The sequence below is a fragment of the Rhizobium sp. P38BS-XIX genome, assembly GCF_012641435.1.
Classification (GTDB): Bacteria; Pseudomonadota; Alphaproteobacteria; order Rhizobiales; family Rhizobiaceae; genus Rhizobium.
Genome location: NZ_JABAIJ010000001.1, coordinates 1 through 14,917, shown reverse-complemented (window position 1 = coordinate 14,917; position 14,917 = coordinate 1). Strand labels below are relative to the sequence as shown.

12 protein-coding genes are annotated in these 14,917 nt (G+C 60.5%); 5 read left to right on the top strand and 7 right to left on the bottom strand.

From position 1 onward, the window contains the following. The first annotated feature begins 282 nt into the window (after positions 1 to 282). Entirely contained in the window at positions 283 to 849 is a 567-nt protein-coding gene (locus tag HGP17_RS00060) for a DUF6101 family protein (RefSeq protein ID WP_168804773.1), read from the top strand. 68 nt (positions 850 to 917) lie between these two features. Here the strand turns inward: HGP17_RS00060 and HGP17_RS00055 are convergent, their stop codons facing one another. From HGP17_RS00055 to HGP17_RS00045, 3 genes are all read right to left on the bottom strand, one after another. Continuing rightward, positions 918 to 1,373, bottom strand: coding sequence for a GNAT family N-acetyltransferase (locus HGP17_RS00055; protein ID WP_168804771.1), 456 nt, complete (start codon positions 1,371 to 1,373; stop codon positions 918 to 920). 41 nt (positions 1,374 to 1,414) lie between these two features. Further along, a complete protein-coding gene (ubiA, locus tag HGP17_RS00050) occupies positions 1,415 to 2,377 on the bottom strand; it encodes a 4-hydroxybenzoate octaprenyltransferase (protein ID WP_168804769.1) in 963 nt (320 codons plus the stop codon). A 62-nt stretch (positions 2,378 to 2,439) separates the two neighbouring features. Then, on the bottom strand, positions 2,440 to 3,222 hold the full coding sequence (locus HGP17_RS00045) for a MipA/OmpV family protein (protein ID WP_348648897.1): 783 nt from the start codon (positions 3,220 to 3,222) through the stop codon (positions 2,440 to 2,442). Positions 3,223 to 3,516: 294 nt separating this feature from the next. Here HGP17_RS00045 and HGP17_RS00040 point away from each other — a divergent pair, with 294 nt between their 5' ends. After that, the gene (locus HGP17_RS00040; protein ID WP_168804765.1) at positions 3,517 to 3,951 is read left to right on the top strand and encodes an Ig-like domain-containing protein; all 435 of its coding nucleotides are present in this window, start codon (positions 3,517 to 3,519) and stop codon (positions 3,949 to 3,951) included. 183 nt (positions 3,952 to 4,134) lie between these two features. Here HGP17_RS00040 and HGP17_RS00035 read toward each other — a convergent pair whose 3' ends face one another. Then, positions 4,135 to 5,394, bottom strand: coding sequence for a cyclopropane-fatty-acyl-phospholipid synthase family protein (locus HGP17_RS00035; RefSeq protein ID WP_168804763.1), 1,260 nt, complete (start codon positions 5,392 to 5,394; stop codon positions 4,135 to 4,137). A gap of 145 nt (positions 5,395 to 5,539) precedes the next feature. Then, complete coding sequence (locus HGP17_RS00030) at positions 5,540 to 7,849, bottom strand: Tex family protein (RefSeq protein WP_168804761.1); 2,310 nt, start codon at positions 7,847 to 7,849, stop codon at positions 5,540 to 5,542. Positions 7,850 to 8,095: 246 nt separating this feature from the next. Between HGP17_RS00030 and purD the strand changes: the two genes are divergently transcribed. The 3 genes from purD to HGP17_RS00015 all read left to right on the top strand — a co-directional run bounded on the left by purD (position 8,096) and on the right by HGP17_RS00015 (position 12,068). After that, positions 8,096 to 9,364: a phosphoribosylamine--glycine ligase gene (gene purD / locus HGP17_RS00025; RefSeq protein ID WP_168804759.1), complete on the top strand. Its 1,269-nt coding sequence runs from the start codon at positions 8,096 to 8,098 to the stop codon at positions 9,362 to 9,364. A 112-nt stretch (positions 9,365 to 9,476) separates the two neighbouring features. Further along, positions 9,477 to 9,908 carry a plant virulence effector HPE1-like domain-containing protein gene (locus HGP17_RS00020; protein WP_168804757.1) on the top strand — a complete coding sequence of 144 codons (432 nt, stop codon included), beginning with the start codon at positions 9,477 to 9,479 and terminating at the stop codon, positions 9,906 to 9,908. Between the two features lie 345 nt (positions 9,909 to 10,253). Then, positions 10,254 to 12,068, top strand: coding sequence for a methyl-accepting chemotaxis protein (locus HGP17_RS00015; protein WP_168804755.1), 1,815 nt, complete (start codon positions 10,254 to 10,256; stop codon positions 12,066 to 12,068). A 77-nt stretch (positions 12,069 to 12,145) separates the two neighbouring features. Here the strand turns inward: HGP17_RS00015 and HGP17_RS00010 are convergent, their stop codons facing one another. Beyond that, entirely contained in the window at positions 12,146 to 12,640 is a 495-nt protein-coding gene (locus tag HGP17_RS00010; RefSeq protein ID WP_168804753.1) for a DUF523 domain-containing protein, read from the bottom strand. A gap of 14 nt (positions 12,641 to 12,654) precedes the next feature. Then, a complete protein-coding gene (gene glyS / locus HGP17_RS00005; protein ID WP_168804751.1) occupies positions 12,655 to 14,769 on the bottom strand; it encodes a glycine--tRNA ligase subunit beta in 2,115 nt (704 codons plus the stop codon). Positions 14,770 to 14,917 lie beyond the last annotated feature (148 nt).

Sequence of the window (14,917 nt, the reverse complement as noted above, 5' to 3'; positions counted from 1 at the left end):
AATCTAGCTGACATTATTTCATACAAACCTTACCCGAGACTTACATGCACTCTCCCTATGCGTGCACTATAGTGAAACGACTCCCCTGCCGTGTGTTCACTTTATGGAAACCCTGATGCATTCGACTTTGCTAACCATTTGATGAGGCAAAGTTTTCTTAACCTCGATTTTTAAGCTGTCTGGAAGGGACGGCGCCTAATCTGCCCTACAACGAGAGGACAAAAGTTCTCCGAGAGAAGACCGGAAAAAACGGCTCTCAGGTAAAGCAAGGGTAGAGAATCGATGACAAATACCGTCCTGAAGCCCGATTGGGCTGGAACCACACTGCGACTTGACCCCTCGCGCTTTCCGCAGCAGGTCAGCTATGCCATGCGGGGTGCCGAAGGCGACGTTACCATCACGATAGACGAGCGCGGCGCCGTCCTGCGCAAGATCCTGCCATCCAGCGGCCTGCCGCTGTCCGTGGCCCTCCCGAAGCGGGCCTTCATGGGTGTCGCCGCTCGCGCCATCGACCATGGCGACGGTGAGGTCACCGTGACGCTGGAGCTTCATCACTCCGATCCGGATCTTTGCATTCCTCTTCTCGTCGCTCACGACCTCAGCGACATCGCCGCCGACTGGCGCTCCTGGTCGGAAGCCTTCCGCATTCCGATGCTCATGATCGAAGCCGACGGCGTTGCCCGTCCGCTGGAAGAGCATCTCGGCGGCGTCCGTGCGAACGACAGCCAGCCGCGTCGTCGCCACTCCTACTTCGCCGATCGCCGTCCGCGCTTCCTCGTGCGCCGCTCGACCGGCAAGCTGGGCGTGAAGATGAAGATCCAGGGCCGCGAGATCATCGCGCGCCGCTAGGGCATCCATATTACAGCCCGATGATACGCAATTCGGCCGTGGGATATCCAATTCCGCGGCCGAAATCGTTATGAGCGCAGCAAACGCTCCATGAGGATCGTTCGCTCTTCGCCATGAAAGTGCTCACCGACGGCATGGAAACCGAGCCGTTCGTAAAAGCCCTGCGCGGTCATCAATGAGGGTACGGACAGCGTGACAATCCCACGGGCGATGGCAGCTTGTTCAATTGCTTCCATCAGCTGGGCACCAACCCCACGTCGTTGCATCGAGGGAGAGACGAACATCGTGCGCACGACCGAGCCTTCCAGGCCGGCGGTGCCGACGACAATTCCGTCGTCAACCGCGACGAAAACCGTTCGGCTGCTCAGGAGCTTGCGCACTCCGATCGGACTGAAACTCCGGGCAACGCGGTCGATGATGCCAGCAGAATAGTCCTTGGCATTGCTTTCGCGAAGCGTGGCAAGGATCACGCCGCTGATTGCTTCGGCGTCGGCCTCGACAGCCGGACGAATCTTACATGCCATGACGCCCCTCCTTCGGAATTGGGCGCGGCTTGCCGCTCCGGTCAGCGCACCAAAAACAGGAACGATGCAAACAAGCCGACGAAGATGATCAGTCCGACTCGATTGTTCGATTTGAACAATGCCAGGCACTGCTCGCCGTCGTTAATGTCGAGCACGGCGATCTGATAGGCAAACATGCCGCCGGCGGCGATCAGGCCGATGTAAGAGAGCCATCCGGCGCCGGCCAGCGCGAAGGCAATGAGCATCAGGAAAAGCGTTGCGCCATAAAGACCGATCAGCCAGAGACGTGTCTGATCGCCAAACAGCCGCGCCGTCGAGCGAACGCCGATCAGTTCGTCGTCTTCCTTGTCCTGATGGGCATAGATCGTATCATAGCCGATCGTCCAGAGGATCGCGGCGGCGTATAGGATGATCGCTGCGAACGACAGGCTTCCGAACAGCCCAGCCCAGCCCATCAGCGCACCCCAGGAGAAGGCCAGACCGAGGAAGAACTGCGGCCAGTCGGTAAAGCGCTTCGCAAAGGGATAAAGCGCGACGATGGCAAGCGACAGGACGCCGAGAACAACCGAAAACCAGTTGAACTGCAGCAGCACGAGCAGACCGAGCAGAGCCTGCAGCGCAATGAAGACCTTGGCCTGGCTGCGCGTTACCCGGCCTGACGGCAGCGGGCGCGAGCGGGTTCGAGCCACAGACATATCGATCTGATGATCGACCAGATCGTTATAGGTGCAGCCGGCGCCGCGCATGGCGACCGCGCCGACGAAATACAGGATCAGATGATAGATCACCACAAAGCCTGGCGACCCCTGCCCCATGGATATCGAGGCATTAGCGGCGAGCGCGACCGACCAGAAGCACGGCCACATCAACAGTTGCCAGCCGATCGGCCTGTCCCAGCGCGCGAGCTGCGCATAAGGCCAGAGTGCCGGAGGCAGGACACGATAGACCCAGTTGCCGGATGGCGCGTCGACGACGCGCCCGTTGATGTCGCCTGTGTTTTGCATAGGCGAGTAGTAGTGATATCCGGCAGGGCAGGTCAAGCGGCGGGGCGATCGCCCCGCTCATTTCAGTTCATCGTGAAATTGAACTTGTAGCTGGCGGAGACGCCGATCAGCAGCTGATTGCGATCGCCACGTTCGCGAACGAGGCTGCTATCGGCCGCGGGTCCGGTGAGCCGGGTGTACTCGAGGAACGTGCTGGTGGTCCAGTTCTGCGAGGCCTTCCAGGTCAACGCGCCGCCAAAGCCGACGGACTTCACGCCGCCGCCGGGGCTATAGCGGCTGAGGCCGGATGCGGCCGATTCACGCGCGTTCACACCGTAATACGTGTTCATATAATCGTTGCTGGCCAGCGTCATGCGCGGGCCGGCGGATGCACGCAGCTCAGGCGTGATATCGGTGAAGGCGTCGACGGCGGCGTCGGCAACGAGGCCGCTATGAGCCCGGATGCCCTGGCGCACCTCGATGCGGGCACGCAGCCAATCCGTCGGATAGGCTTCGGCGAAGCCACCGGCTTCCAGACCCCACTTGACCTTCTTCAACCCTTTCAGCTCACGACCATCACCGCTATCGCGGCTCGGCACGAACTTGCCGACGATACCGACGCGGAACGCATCGCTCTCGATGAAGGCAAAGGACGGGTTGTCATTGCGCGAGGAAAACCGCGGACCGGGGCCTTGCCGGCCGATGGAGACCAGCGGCGACCATTGCAGCTTGTTATGCTTGCCACCCTCGAACTTCGGAGCGGAGAAACCGGCCGCGCCGACGCTTAAGTACCAATCGCCCGACCAGAGATGTTGGCCGTCACCGGCATGGGCAACGCCCGCATAAGCAACGGAAAGGCCGAGGATAAGGAAAAGACGCGACTTGGCAAACACAATGCAACTCCATGATACGCAATACAAAGGGCCATACACGCGGCCCCAGAGTTGCTTCAAATTATGCGGATCGCGTTACCGCTCTCTTAACCACAAGGCGTCGAATTCATGCGCAGGCCAAATTCCGGTTGCGCGGTTGTTGCGGGCGACATGCGCCAATCTGTCGCGGTGATTTAATTATGACTTAGGCTACTCAATCATAGGTAATGGCGAGCGATCATCTCACCCGGCCATTGCGCAGCCCCCATTTTTCAAAACGAGAACCGAATGAAGACCATATCCCTGATTTCCATGGGTTTACTGCTTGGCGCCGCAACGGCGCTTTCCAGCTGCGTCAGCGCTCCGATCGGAGGTGCGAAGCAAAGCAGCTTTTCGCGTCAGGTTCCGGCCGGAAAGAAAACGAAGATTACAAGCGCTTCTCTTGTAAAGCAGGATTGCACCTTTGCGGGATTTCCCTACACAGGCGTCGTCAAGCCACCGGCCCATGGTAAGATCGATATCGAGCACGGTCCGGTCGCGGCAAAGTTTTCCAAGGACAGCCCTGCCTATATTTGCTCAGGCAAATCCGTCCAGGGGAACATCATTTCCTACACGCCGAACCCCGGCTTCTCCGGCACCGACCAGTTCACCGTGCGCCTTACGGGTTTACACACCGATGGCACCGTGCAGGACGGAACCTTCGTCGTCCGCGTCGGCAGATAAAGCAGCCGCTGTAAAGCGCACAGCGTTTCCATCTGGAGTTACGTAATACGGGAATGAGACGCTTTGCGATTTAAAGAAGGACGGAATGGCTCCAGCACAGGTCCCCATCCGCGGATCATAAACGAAAACGCCGGACCATGGTTTTCCCAGGTCTGGCGTTTTCGAAAGCGATATGGCTGACGTTCAGAACGTTATCTTTTCCAGCGGCGCGCGCGTCGCCTCGAACTCCTTCAGCAGCGCCTCGCGCTCACCGATGTAGTTGCGATTGTCCGGAACTGCGAACTGGTTCTTCGTGATCTGCAGCTGCATGATGAACAGCTCATCCCAGCGGAAGCCCATTTCCGATCCGGCCAGATAGAACTCCCACATGCGGAAGAACTTCTCGTCGTAAAGTGCGACTGCCTCGGCCTTGCGCGCGACGAAGCGATTGCGCCAATGCCGCAGCGTGTAGGCATAATGCATCGGCAGGGTTTCGACGTCCCTGGTGAGCAAGCCGGCCTTTTCCAGCGGCGGCGTGGTTTCGCCGATCGACGGAATATATCCGCCCGGGAAGATGTACTTCTCGATGAAGGCGTTGGTTGCAAAGCTTGGCTTCGGACGCGCGATCGAATGCAGCAGCATGACGCCGTTATCGTCAAGCAGCTCCGACACCTTGCGGAAGAACTTGCCGTAATCGCCGATGCCGACATGCTCGAACATGCCGACGGAAACGATACGGTCAAACTTCCGACCGGTCATATAGCGATAGTCCTGCAGCTCGAAACGGACGCGATCCGAAAGGCCGCGCTTGGCCGCCCGCTCGCGTGAGACTTTCAGCTGCTCTTCGCTGAGCGTGATGCCTGTCACGTCGAGGCCGGGATAGGCCTCGGCGAGATACATGGCCATGCCGCCCCAACCGGAGCCGATTTCCAGTACCTTTTGACCCGGCTCGACCAGCAGCTTCGCGGCAATGTGGCGCTTCTTTGCCACTTGCGCCTCGTAGAGGCTGATGCCCGGCGGATTGAAGTACGCACAGGAATACTGCCAGTCCTCATCGAGAAAGAGATCGAAGAGCTTGGCCGACAGATCGTAGTGATGCGCAACATTGTACTTGTTGCGATTGACCGGCGAACGACTCTTGATCTGCTGCCAGGCGATACGGCCGATGAGGAGTGCCGCCATGCGCAGGTCAAAGATTTCGTTGGTCGTGTTCTGCTTCACCAGCGAGAGGAATTCGTAGATATCCCCCTGCTCCAGGATGAAGCGCCCCTCCATGTACATTTCGCCGAGCTTCAGGGTCGGATCGCGCGCAATCGCGTCTTCCGCCTGCTGGTCGGCAATACGCGCCACGATCGTTTCGCCGGAGCCATCGCCGATCGTGTGCGTCTCGCCGGAAGCGAGCGTCAGTTTGAGGGAGCCTTTACGGATGAGTTTCTTAACGAGAGAAAGAAGTGCCGACGCCATGGACGCCTCGAATGTTATGACATGACATTATGGCAGACTTTAACGCCTCACAGCTGTGTGGCAAGATCAGCTTTCAGCAGTCATTGGCACTCTGGCAACAACTCTGCCAGAGTGTGACATTCTTGCATTATCTCCCGCTAAGTCCTTATTTTCGTTTAAGTGCATCCGCCAGAGCGGCACCAAAACTACCCCTCTCCTCGGCCTTTGGACGGCTATTGCCACTAACGCCAGCGTTGCGCGCACCACTTTGCTCGCGCGACTCGCGGCCTGAAGGGGCGGCCACAGTGCTGCCATCTTTGCGCATCGAAAGGGCGATTCGCTTTCGCTTTACGTCGACTTCGACCACCCTGACCTTCACCACGTCGCCGGCTTTGACAACCTCATGGGGGTCCTTGACGAAGCGATCGGCGAGCTGGGAGACGTGCACCAAACCGTCCTGGTGGACGCCAATATCGACGAAGGCGCCGAACGCGGCGACGTTGGTGACGGTTCCCTCCAGCTGCATTCCCGGCTTGAGATCGCTGATCTCGTTCACGCCTTCGGCAAAGGTCGCGGTCTTGAAGCTCGGGCGTGGGTCGCGGCCGGGCTTTTCCAGTTCGGCGATGATGTCACGCACGGTCGGCAGGCCGAATCGCTCGTCAATGAACTGCCGGGGATCCACGGCCTTCAACGCCGCGCTATCGCCCATCAGGCTGCGCAGATCGCGGCCGCAGGCAGCGACGATCTTCTTGGCAACGCCATAGGCTTCCGGATGCACAGAGGACGCGTCCAACGGCTCCTTGCCGTTCGGGATGCGCAGGAAGCCGGCGCATTGCTCGAAAGTGCGCTGACCAAGCCGGGCGACCTTCAACAGATCGCGGCGGCTTCCGAACGGACCTTCACCATCGCGATGCTTGACGATCGCATCGGCAATCGAAGGGCCGAGGCCCGACACGCGAGCGAGCAGCGGGGCCGATGCCGTATTGAGATCGACGCCAACCGCATTCACCGCATCTTCGACCACGGCATCCAGCGAGCGGGACAGCTTCTGTTGATCCACGTCGTGCTGATACTGACCCACGCCGATCGATTTCGGCTCGATCTTCACTAGTTCGGCGAGCGGATCCTGCAGGCGGCGGGCGATAGAGACGGCTCCGCGCAGCGACACGTCCAGGCCGGGGAACTCAAGCGCGGCCGTTTCCGAGGCCGAGTAGACGGATGCGCCCGCCTCTGAAACGATAACCTTGGTCGGCTTCGGTGCCGGCAGCTCGGCCAGCATGTCGGCCACCAGCTTCTCCGTCTCGCGGCTACCGGTGCCGTTGCCGATGGAGATCAGCTCGACCTTGTGCTTGCGGATCAGGGCCGCCAAGGTTGCCTGCGTGCCGCGGACATCGTTCTTCGGCGGGAAAGGATAGACCGTCGTCGTCTCCAGAACCTTGCCCGTGCCGTCGACCGCCGCCACCTTGACGCCGGTGCGGATGCCCGGATCGAGACCCATGGTCGCACGCGAGCCGGCGGGAGCGGCAAGCAGCAGATCTTTCAGATTGCGGGCGAAGACGTGGATAGCCTCTTCTTCAGCCCGCTCGCGCAGTTCGCGCATCAGATCGAGCGACAGCGACATGGATAGCTTCACGCGCCATGTCCAGCTCGCTACATCCATGAGCCAGCGGTCGCCTGGGCGGCTGGAGCCGATGTCGTAAGCTGTAGCGATCATCCGCTCGACGGGCTTGTTCGGCGAGACCGCATCCATATCGACTTCGATATTCAGCGTGAGGAACTCTTCGTTCCAGCCGCGCAGCATGGCAAGCGCGCGATGGCCCGGCGCCGTTGCCCAGCGCTCCTGATGGGCGAAATAGTCCGAAAATTTTGCGCCTGCCTCCTGCTTGCCATCGACGACGGCAGCTTTCAGGCTTGCATTGGTCTTCATATAACCGCGCAGCTTGCCCAGCAGATCGGCATTTTCGGCAATGCCTTCAGCGATGATATCGCGTGCGCCTTCGAGCGCCGTCTTCACATCGGCGACATCGGCGGTAATGAACCCTTCGGCGAGCGCTGCCGGCTCCCTGGAGCGATCGGCAAGGATCGTGTCGGCCAGCGGGCCAAGGCCGCGCTCCCTGGCGATTTCGGCGCGGGTACGACGCTTCGGCTTATAGGGCAAATAGAGATCTTCGAGCTCCGACTTGGTGGCGACCTTGACGATCTTGCCCATCAGCTCGTCGGTCATCTTGCCCTGGCCGTTGATCGATTCGACGATGGCGGCGCGGCGGGCTTCCAGTTCACGCAGATAGACGAGCCGCTCCGCCAGGTTGCGAAGCTGCGTGTCGTCCAGGCCACCGGTCACTTCCTTGCGGTAACGGGCAATGAACGGCACGGTCGCGCCTTCATCGAGAAGCTCGATCGCAGCCTTGGCCTGATCCGGGCGGGAATTGATCTCGGCGGCGATGGTTGCGGCAAGGGAACGGATATCAGCGGCCATGTGACTCTCTGGACTGGACAATCGTAAGGGGACCATAAGCATGATCCCGTGAGCAATAGAAACGGTTTTGACGCAGAACATGCCAATCCGGCAAGGAAGAGGCGATCTCGCATCCAAAAGCACCCCCGCTTTAGCGCCATAAAAAGGCATGGCAATGTTACCGGGCAAACCTCCACAGGATTTGATGCTTGACCTTTGCTCCAAGCCCGCTTAACCGCGCAAATGGATGCAACGAGAGGGCAAGCCATGAGAGTTCTGTTGATCGGATCGGGCGGACGCGAGCACGCGCTGGCCTGGAAGCTGGCGCAATCGCCTCTCATGACCGAGTTCTACGCGGCGCCGGGCAACCCAGGCATCGCCGAGCATGCGACACTCGTCGGGCTCGATGTCGACGATCATGATGCCGTCATCGGCTTCTGCAAGGAAAAATCCATCGACTTCGTCGTGGTCGGCCCGGAGGCACCTTTGGTCGCGGGCATTGCCGACGCGCTGAGAGCCGCCGGCATCGCCGTCTTCGGGCCTTCCGCCGCCGCTGCCCAGCTGGAAGGCTCCAAGGGCTTCACCAAGGATATCTGCGCTCGATACGATATTCCCACAGGCGCCTACCAGCGCTTCAACAACGGTCCGAAGGCGAAGGCCTATGTGCGTGCGCAGGGCGCCCCGATCGTCGTCAAAGCCGATGGCCTTGCTGCGGGCAAGGGCGTGACCGTCGCCATGACGGTCGAGGAGGCGCTTGCAGCCATCGACGATTGTTTCGAAGGTGCGTTCGGCGAAGCCGGTGCCGAGGTCGTAATCGAAGCCTACCTCGACGGCGAGGAAGCGAGCTTCTTCTGCCTTTGCGACGGCAAGCATGCGCTGGCGCTGGCAACAGCCCAGGACCACAAGCGCGTCGGCGACGGCGACACCGGCCCGAACACCGGCGGCATGGGAGCCTATTCCCCTGCCCCGGTGATGACCTCGGAGATGATCGACCGCACCATGAAGAAGATCATCGAGCCGACGATGCGCGGCATGGCGGAAAGCGGTCATCCGTTCTCAGGCGTCTTCTTCGCCGGTCTGATGATCACCGCCAAGGGTCCTGAACTGATCGAATATAACGTCCGTTTCGGCGACCCTGAGTGCCAGGTGCTGATGATGCGCCTGAAGAGCGATTTGTTGCCGCTGCTTCATGCCTGTGCCACCGGCACGCTCGATCAGGTTACGGCCGAATGGAGTGACGACGCGGCGTTGACCGTGGTGATGGCCTCGAAGGGCTATCCCGGCTCCTATGACAAAAATACGCCGATTGCAGCGCTGCCCAGCGATGGCGAAGGCACCAAAGTGTTTCATGCCGGCACAGCCTTGAAGGACGGAGCGCTGGTCGCAACCGGCGGCCGCGTGCTCAACATCACCGCAACGGGCAAGACGGTTGGAGAAGCGCAGAAGCGCGCCTACGAGCTTGCCGGTGCCGTGCAGTGGGACAACGGTTTTCATCGCAACGATATCGGCTGGCGCGCGATCGAGCGCGAAACGTAAACGCCGGATCGGCCCTACGATCGACCGTCCATTAAATCTTTACCTAATCTCCTGACGGTATGGAAACAAAGCGCCGCTAATGTCTTCGTCAACATAGACGGAGTTGTTTGTTATGCGTTCCCTCTTTCTGACCTTGGCATGCGTACTGGCCGGCGGCTCCGCCATGGCTTCGTCGATCCAATCCGTCGACAGCACGACGCGCACCAGTGGGAACAGCATCGTCGAAAAAAGCTGCGCCAACTGCCCGCCTTTGAAGCCAAAGCTGGCTGAGAAAGAATATACCGTTCCGACGCTGACGCCTGGGACACAGTCGATCACCGTTCGCAGCATTGATGGCCAGCAGAAGGTCGTGCGCACCGAGGCCTGGATGGGCGGCTCACCCGTCATGTTCGTCAGCAAACCTACTCCTGAGGCCCTGGCGTCCGCCGGCATTTCTTCCGACGGTATCGATATGACCGCCAAAACCGCAGCCCTTTCAGACATGGCCGCAGCAGCCGTCGCTCCGGCGCCGCTCAATCTCTCCACGTTCCAGCTTCGCCAATAGTGCCCTGAGGGCTACGCCGCGTCGGCTCGCATGCCTGAAAGCTCAACGTATTTTCAATAATATTCGAATATCTAGATACAGATTGAGAAAACCACTCGCTTCTGAAGTTTTTTACAAATCTAGATAATTATTACTTTCTCGAGAAAAGCATATCGCCGGTTTAAATTCCGGAAGAACACAACCAACCCCCTACAATTAAAGCTTTTTTAGACATAAAAAGCGATTTTACTGCCACCGGACAGCAGCATGTCATTTGAGCGGCGGCAAGCGTATTGGGGATTATCTCAGGCGATCGCACAGGCGGTAGGATACCGCACCGGTAATCACTTACCTGTGGGAGACGTTATGAAGAATCTCAAGATTGCACATCAACTATTCGCCCTGCTTGGCGTGCTGATGGCCGCCTTTGCAGTGGCCACCTATTTCCAGATCCGGTCGCAGGCCGATTCCATCTATGACGACCGCTTCGACATGCTGCGCACGCAGGTCGAATCCGGCATCTCGGTCCTCAATCAATATTACCAGCGCGAGAAATCCGGCGAGATGACGCATGAGGCCGCCCAGGCCGAAGCCTTCAAGATCCTCTCGCATGTCAGCTTCGCGCCGGCCGGCTATCTATTCGGCTTCGATTACAATGTCGTGCAGCGCATCCACCCAAGCCCGGTCAATATCGGCAAGGACATGTCCTCGCAGGTCGACAAGAAGGGCACCTATTTCAGCAAGGAAATGGTTGAAAAGGGCATCAAGGGCGGTGGCCGCACGATCTACTACTGGAACAAGCCCGGCCATCCGGACAGCGACGTCTTCCTGAAGGGCAGCTATTCCGCCGCCTTCGAACCCTGGCAGCTCGTGGTTGGCTGCGGCGTTTACATGGATGACCTGCAGGCACAGATCAACACGACCATGTGGAATGCCCTGCTGATCTGCGGCATCGTGTTCGTCATCGGCATCGGTGCCGCTCTCTTCTTCATCCGCGGCATTACGCGGCCGCTCGCCGACGTTCATACCGCGCTCAAGGCCGTTGCCGACGAAGACGTGAAGATGCCCATCCCGCATGTCGAGATGCGCAACGAAATCGGCCTGATGGCCAAAGCAACCCAGGCGCTGCAGGAAAAGGTGCGCGAGCGCCATATGCTGACCGACCGCCAGGCCGCTCAGGAACTCGAGATCAGCAGCGAGCGCGAACAGAACCTGCGCCAGCAGCAGGACGAAGCCCGTGAACAGGCCCGTGTCGTGTCCGTCATCGGCAATGCGCTCGAAGAGCTGGCCCGAGGCAACCTGACGGTGCGTTGCGGCGATCTCGGTGCCGGCTATGCAGGTCTGCGCAATAACTTCAACGAAGCTCTCTCGCATCTCGAAGCTGCGATGGGCCGCGTCAACGCCAAGGGCAACGACATCGGCCTCAGCAAGGAAGAGATCCGTCGCGCCTCCAACGAACTGTCGCAGCGCACCGAACGTCAGGCCGCAAGCCTGGAAGAAACTTCGGCAGCACTCGACGAGCTCACCGTCGCCGTCCGCCAGACCGCGGAAGGTGCCGACGAAGCGAGCAAGCGCGTTCATGCCGTCAGCGCCGAAGCATCACGCAGCGATGCCGTGGTTGCCCAGGCCATCGAAGCGATGAGCGGCATCGAGAAGTCCTCGTCTGAGATCGGCAAGATCATCGGCGTTATCGACGAGATCGCCTTCCAGACCAACCTGCTGGCGCTCAACGCCGGCGTCGAAGCCGCTCGTGCCGGCGAATCCGGCAAGGGCTTTGCGGTCGTCGCCCAGGAAGTGCGTGAACTGGCTCAGCGCTCCGCGGCAGCCGCCAAGGAGATCAAGGACCAGATCGCCCGCTCCTCCGGCCAGGTCGACCAGGGCGTCCGCCTTGTCGGCGAGGCAGGCGAGGCGCTGAAGCGCATCTCCGACCAGATCAAGGCGGCCAACGAAATCGTCTCGAAGATCGCTCATAGCGCCTCCGAGCAGGATACGACGCTGCGCTCGATCTCGTCCTCGATGAACCAGCTCGATGCCGCCACGCAGCAGAACGCCGCCATGGCGGAAGAGACCACCGCATCGGCCGAAACGCTCGCCGCCGACACGGAAGATCTTCTCGCCCTCATTCGCGGTTTCCGCGTCAACGACAGCCGCTCGGCCATGGATCATCGCCGCGCCGCCTAAACACGACGTGGCCTAAAACAAGAAACCGCCGGGCTCGCGTCCGGCGGTTTTCTTTTGCGCTGGGTTTGGCCGCCAATTCAGTCCACGGCTTGCAACCGCTCGACCAATTTATCGATCTCGCGATCGGAATAGACCTCGATGCCGGCCTGCTTGAGCAGCGCTGCGGTAACGCCTTGGCCGCTCTGCCGGCCACCCGAAAATGAGCCGTCATAGATGAAGCCGGAACCGCAGGATGGGCTGCCGTCAATCAAAAGAGCGTAGCGACAGCCGGTTTCCTGTGCGAGCGTCAGTGCATTTTCCGCCGCTCGACGAAACTCCGCCGTCACATCGCCGCCAGTGATTTCCATGACCTTTGCCGTGCCGGCCAGCACGTCTTCGCCGGTGGCGCCACCGGCAATCTCGGCCGGCGGTCTTGGAACCGCCATGCCCGCAGACATTTCCGGACAGATCGTCACCAGCCGCCCCTCCTCGCGCCAGCGATCGATCGCGGGATGGATGAGCGGCTTGGAACGACCGTCGTAGCGGACGGCATGGCCCATGAGGCAGGCGCTGACGAGAATCTTTCCGGTCATCGCGCCTCCATGCCTTATCCAGCGATCTTCGAGAAGTCGGCAACCGTGCCGGTTGCTTCGCGGATCAGGCGCAGCAGCGCCAGGCGATTGGCACGGATGGCGGTGTCTTCATCGTTGACGAGCACGTCCTCGAAGAAGCGGTCGACGGGAGCGCGCAGCTTGGAAAGCGCTGCCATGGCCGACCGGAAGTCCTCCTTTGCGACCGCATCGGAAGCCTCGGCGGAGGCGGCCTTGACGGCGGCAAAGAGGTGTTTTTCCGCATCGAGCTTCAGCAGAGCGTCCGAAACGCCATCGGCAACGACCGTACCCTTCTTCTCTTCGGCGGCCAGAAGCTGGGTCGCACGCTTGGTGCCGGCCAGTAGGTTCTTCCCATCCTCGGAGGTGATGAACGCGGTCAGCGCCTCGACGCGGCGCGCGACCATCAGCAGATCATCAGCCTCCGGCGTCAGCACGGCGTCGATCAGATCATGGCGGGCACCGAGATCGCGCAGATAGACCTTGAGGCGATCATGGAAGAAGGCCAGCAGATCGGCATCCTTGGTGATTGCGAGCAATGGCACGCGCACGCCTCGCTCCAGCAGGATACGGACGACGCCGAGGGCTGCGCGACGCAGCGCGTAAGGATCTTTCGAACCCGTCGGCTTTTCATCGATCCTCCAGAAGCCGGCAAGCGTATCCAGCTTGTCGGCAAGCGCGACCGTGATCGCAGCCTTGTCTTCAGGCACGCGATCGGATGGTCCTTGCGGCTTGTAGTGATCTTCGATCGCCGCAGCAACAGAGGCATTCTCGCCCTGAAGCACCGCATATTTGCGGCCCATGAGGCCCTGCAATTCGGGGAATTCGCCGACCGCTTCGGTGCGCAGATCGGCCTTGGCGAGCACCACGGCACGGTCGACCAAAGCGGCATCGGCGCCGGTGATTTTGGCGAGGTCAGCGGCCAGCGTGCGGATGCGGGCGACACGCTCGCCCTGGCTGCCGAGCTTGGCATGGAAGGTGACATTCAGGGCGTCGAGCTTGGCCATGCGCTGATCGAGCGGCTTCTTCAGATCGAGGCCGAACTTCTTAGCCGAGGCTTCCAGCGTTTCGAGATCGGGCAGATCGCCCTGGTCGCGCTTCCAGAAGTGCAGCGCGTCGGACAGGCGGGCACGCACGACCTTGCCGTTACCGTGGATGATTTCCTCGCCGCCGTCGGTCGCCTGGATATTGGAAATCAGGATGAAGCGGTTGGACAGCGTCTCGCCAACCTGTGGCCGGGTGACGAAACACTTCTGGTTGGTCTTGATTGTCAGACGGATGATTTCCGACGGGATGGTCAGATAGTCTGCCTCGAAGGAACCCATCAGGACTTGCGGCCACTCGACGAGGCCGGACACTTCCTCCAGCAAACCTTCGTCTTCGACCAGTTCCAGGCCATTGGCGAAAGCGACATCGCGGGCATCATGCAGAATGATGTCCTTGCGGCGCTCCGCGTCCAGCACGACGTAAGCCTTCTCGAGGCTGGTAACATAATCCTCGAAGCGCTTGACCGTAATCGCGTCCGGCGCATGGAAGCGATGGCCGTAGGTGACGTTGGAGGCGACGATGCCGTCGATCTCGAAGGGGATGACGACAGTCTCTTCATGCTCGGTGCCGAAGGTGCAGACGATCGACTGCAGCGGGCGCACCCAGCGCAGCGAGCCGGGCTTTACCGAGGCCTTGCCCCAGCGCATCGACTTCGGCCAGGGGAAGTTGCGGGTAATGTCAGGCATGACCGCAGCGACGATTTCCTCCGCCGCACGACCGGGCTTGGAAATGATCGCGACGTAGAAATCACCCTTCTTCGGGTCGCTCTGTACCTGCGCCTCGGAAATGGAAGACAGGCCGGCGCCGCGTAGGAAGCCCTCGATCGCCTTCTCGTTGGCATCGGTGCGCGGGCCCTTGCGTTCTTCCCGCACATCCGCCGAGCGCGCGGTCAATCCGCGAATATCGAGCGTGAGGCGCCGCGGCGTCCAGTATTCCCTGGCACCCTCATAGGAAAGACCCGCTTCGACCAGGGCATCGGTGACCAGCTTCTTCAGGTCGCCGGCAGCCTTGCGCTGCATACGGGCGGGAATTTCCTCGGAGCGGAGTTCGAGAAGGAGATCGGGCATGGGAGCTGTCTTTACCTTGAGGCAGAAATGATCCGGGCGGACTTAGCAAGCCCGGCAGCAAAAGTCACCAAGGCAAACGGCGAATTTACCATCCGCCGCCACCTCCACCGCCGCCGCCGCCGCCTGACGATCCACCACCACCGCCGCC

What these genes read in the sequence shown, in the direction of transcription:
- HGP17_RS00015 (WP_168804755.1), top strand. Translation starts at nt 10,254, where the DNA reads ATGAAGAATCTCAAGATTGCACATCAACTATTCGCCCTGCTTGGCGTG.
- HGP17_RS00030 (WP_168804761.1), bottom strand. Translation starts at nt 7,849, where the DNA reads ATGGCCGCTGATATCCGTTCCCTTGCCGCAACCATCGCCGCCGAGATC.
- HGP17_RS00060 (WP_168804773.1), top strand. Translation starts at nt 283, where the DNA reads ATGACAAATACCGTCCTGAAGCCCGATTGGGCTGGAACCACACTGCGA.
- glyS (WP_168804751.1), bottom strand. Translation starts at nt 14,769, where the DNA reads ATGCCCGATCTCCTTCTCGAACTCCGCTCCGAGGAAATTCCCGCCCGT.
- HGP17_RS00055 (WP_168804771.1), bottom strand. Translation starts at nt 1,373, where the DNA reads ATGGCATGTAAGATTCGTCCGGCTGTCGAGGCCGACGCCGAAGCAATC.
- purD (WP_168804759.1), top strand. Translation starts at nt 8,096, where the DNA reads ATGAGAGTTCTGTTGATCGGATCGGGCGGACGCGAGCACGCGCTGGCC.
- HGP17_RS00035 (WP_168804763.1), bottom strand. Translation starts at nt 5,394, where the DNA reads ATGGCGTCGGCACTTCTTTCTCTCGTTAAGAAACTCATCCGTAAAGGC.
- HGP17_RS00020 (WP_168804757.1), top strand. Translation starts at nt 9,477, where the DNA reads ATGCGTTCCCTCTTTCTGACCTTGGCATGCGTACTGGCCGGCGGCTCC.
- HGP17_RS00010 (WP_168804753.1), bottom strand. Translation starts at nt 12,640, where the DNA reads ATGACCGGAAAGATTCTCGTCAGCGCCTGCCTCATGGGCCATGCCGTC.
- HGP17_RS00040 (WP_168804765.1), top strand. Translation starts at nt 3,517, where the DNA reads ATGAAGACCATATCCCTGATTTCCATGGGTTTACTGCTTGGCGCCGCA.
- ubiA (WP_168804769.1), bottom strand. Translation starts at nt 2,377, where the DNA reads ATGCAAAACACAGGCGACATCAACGGGCGCGTCGTCGACGCGCCATCC.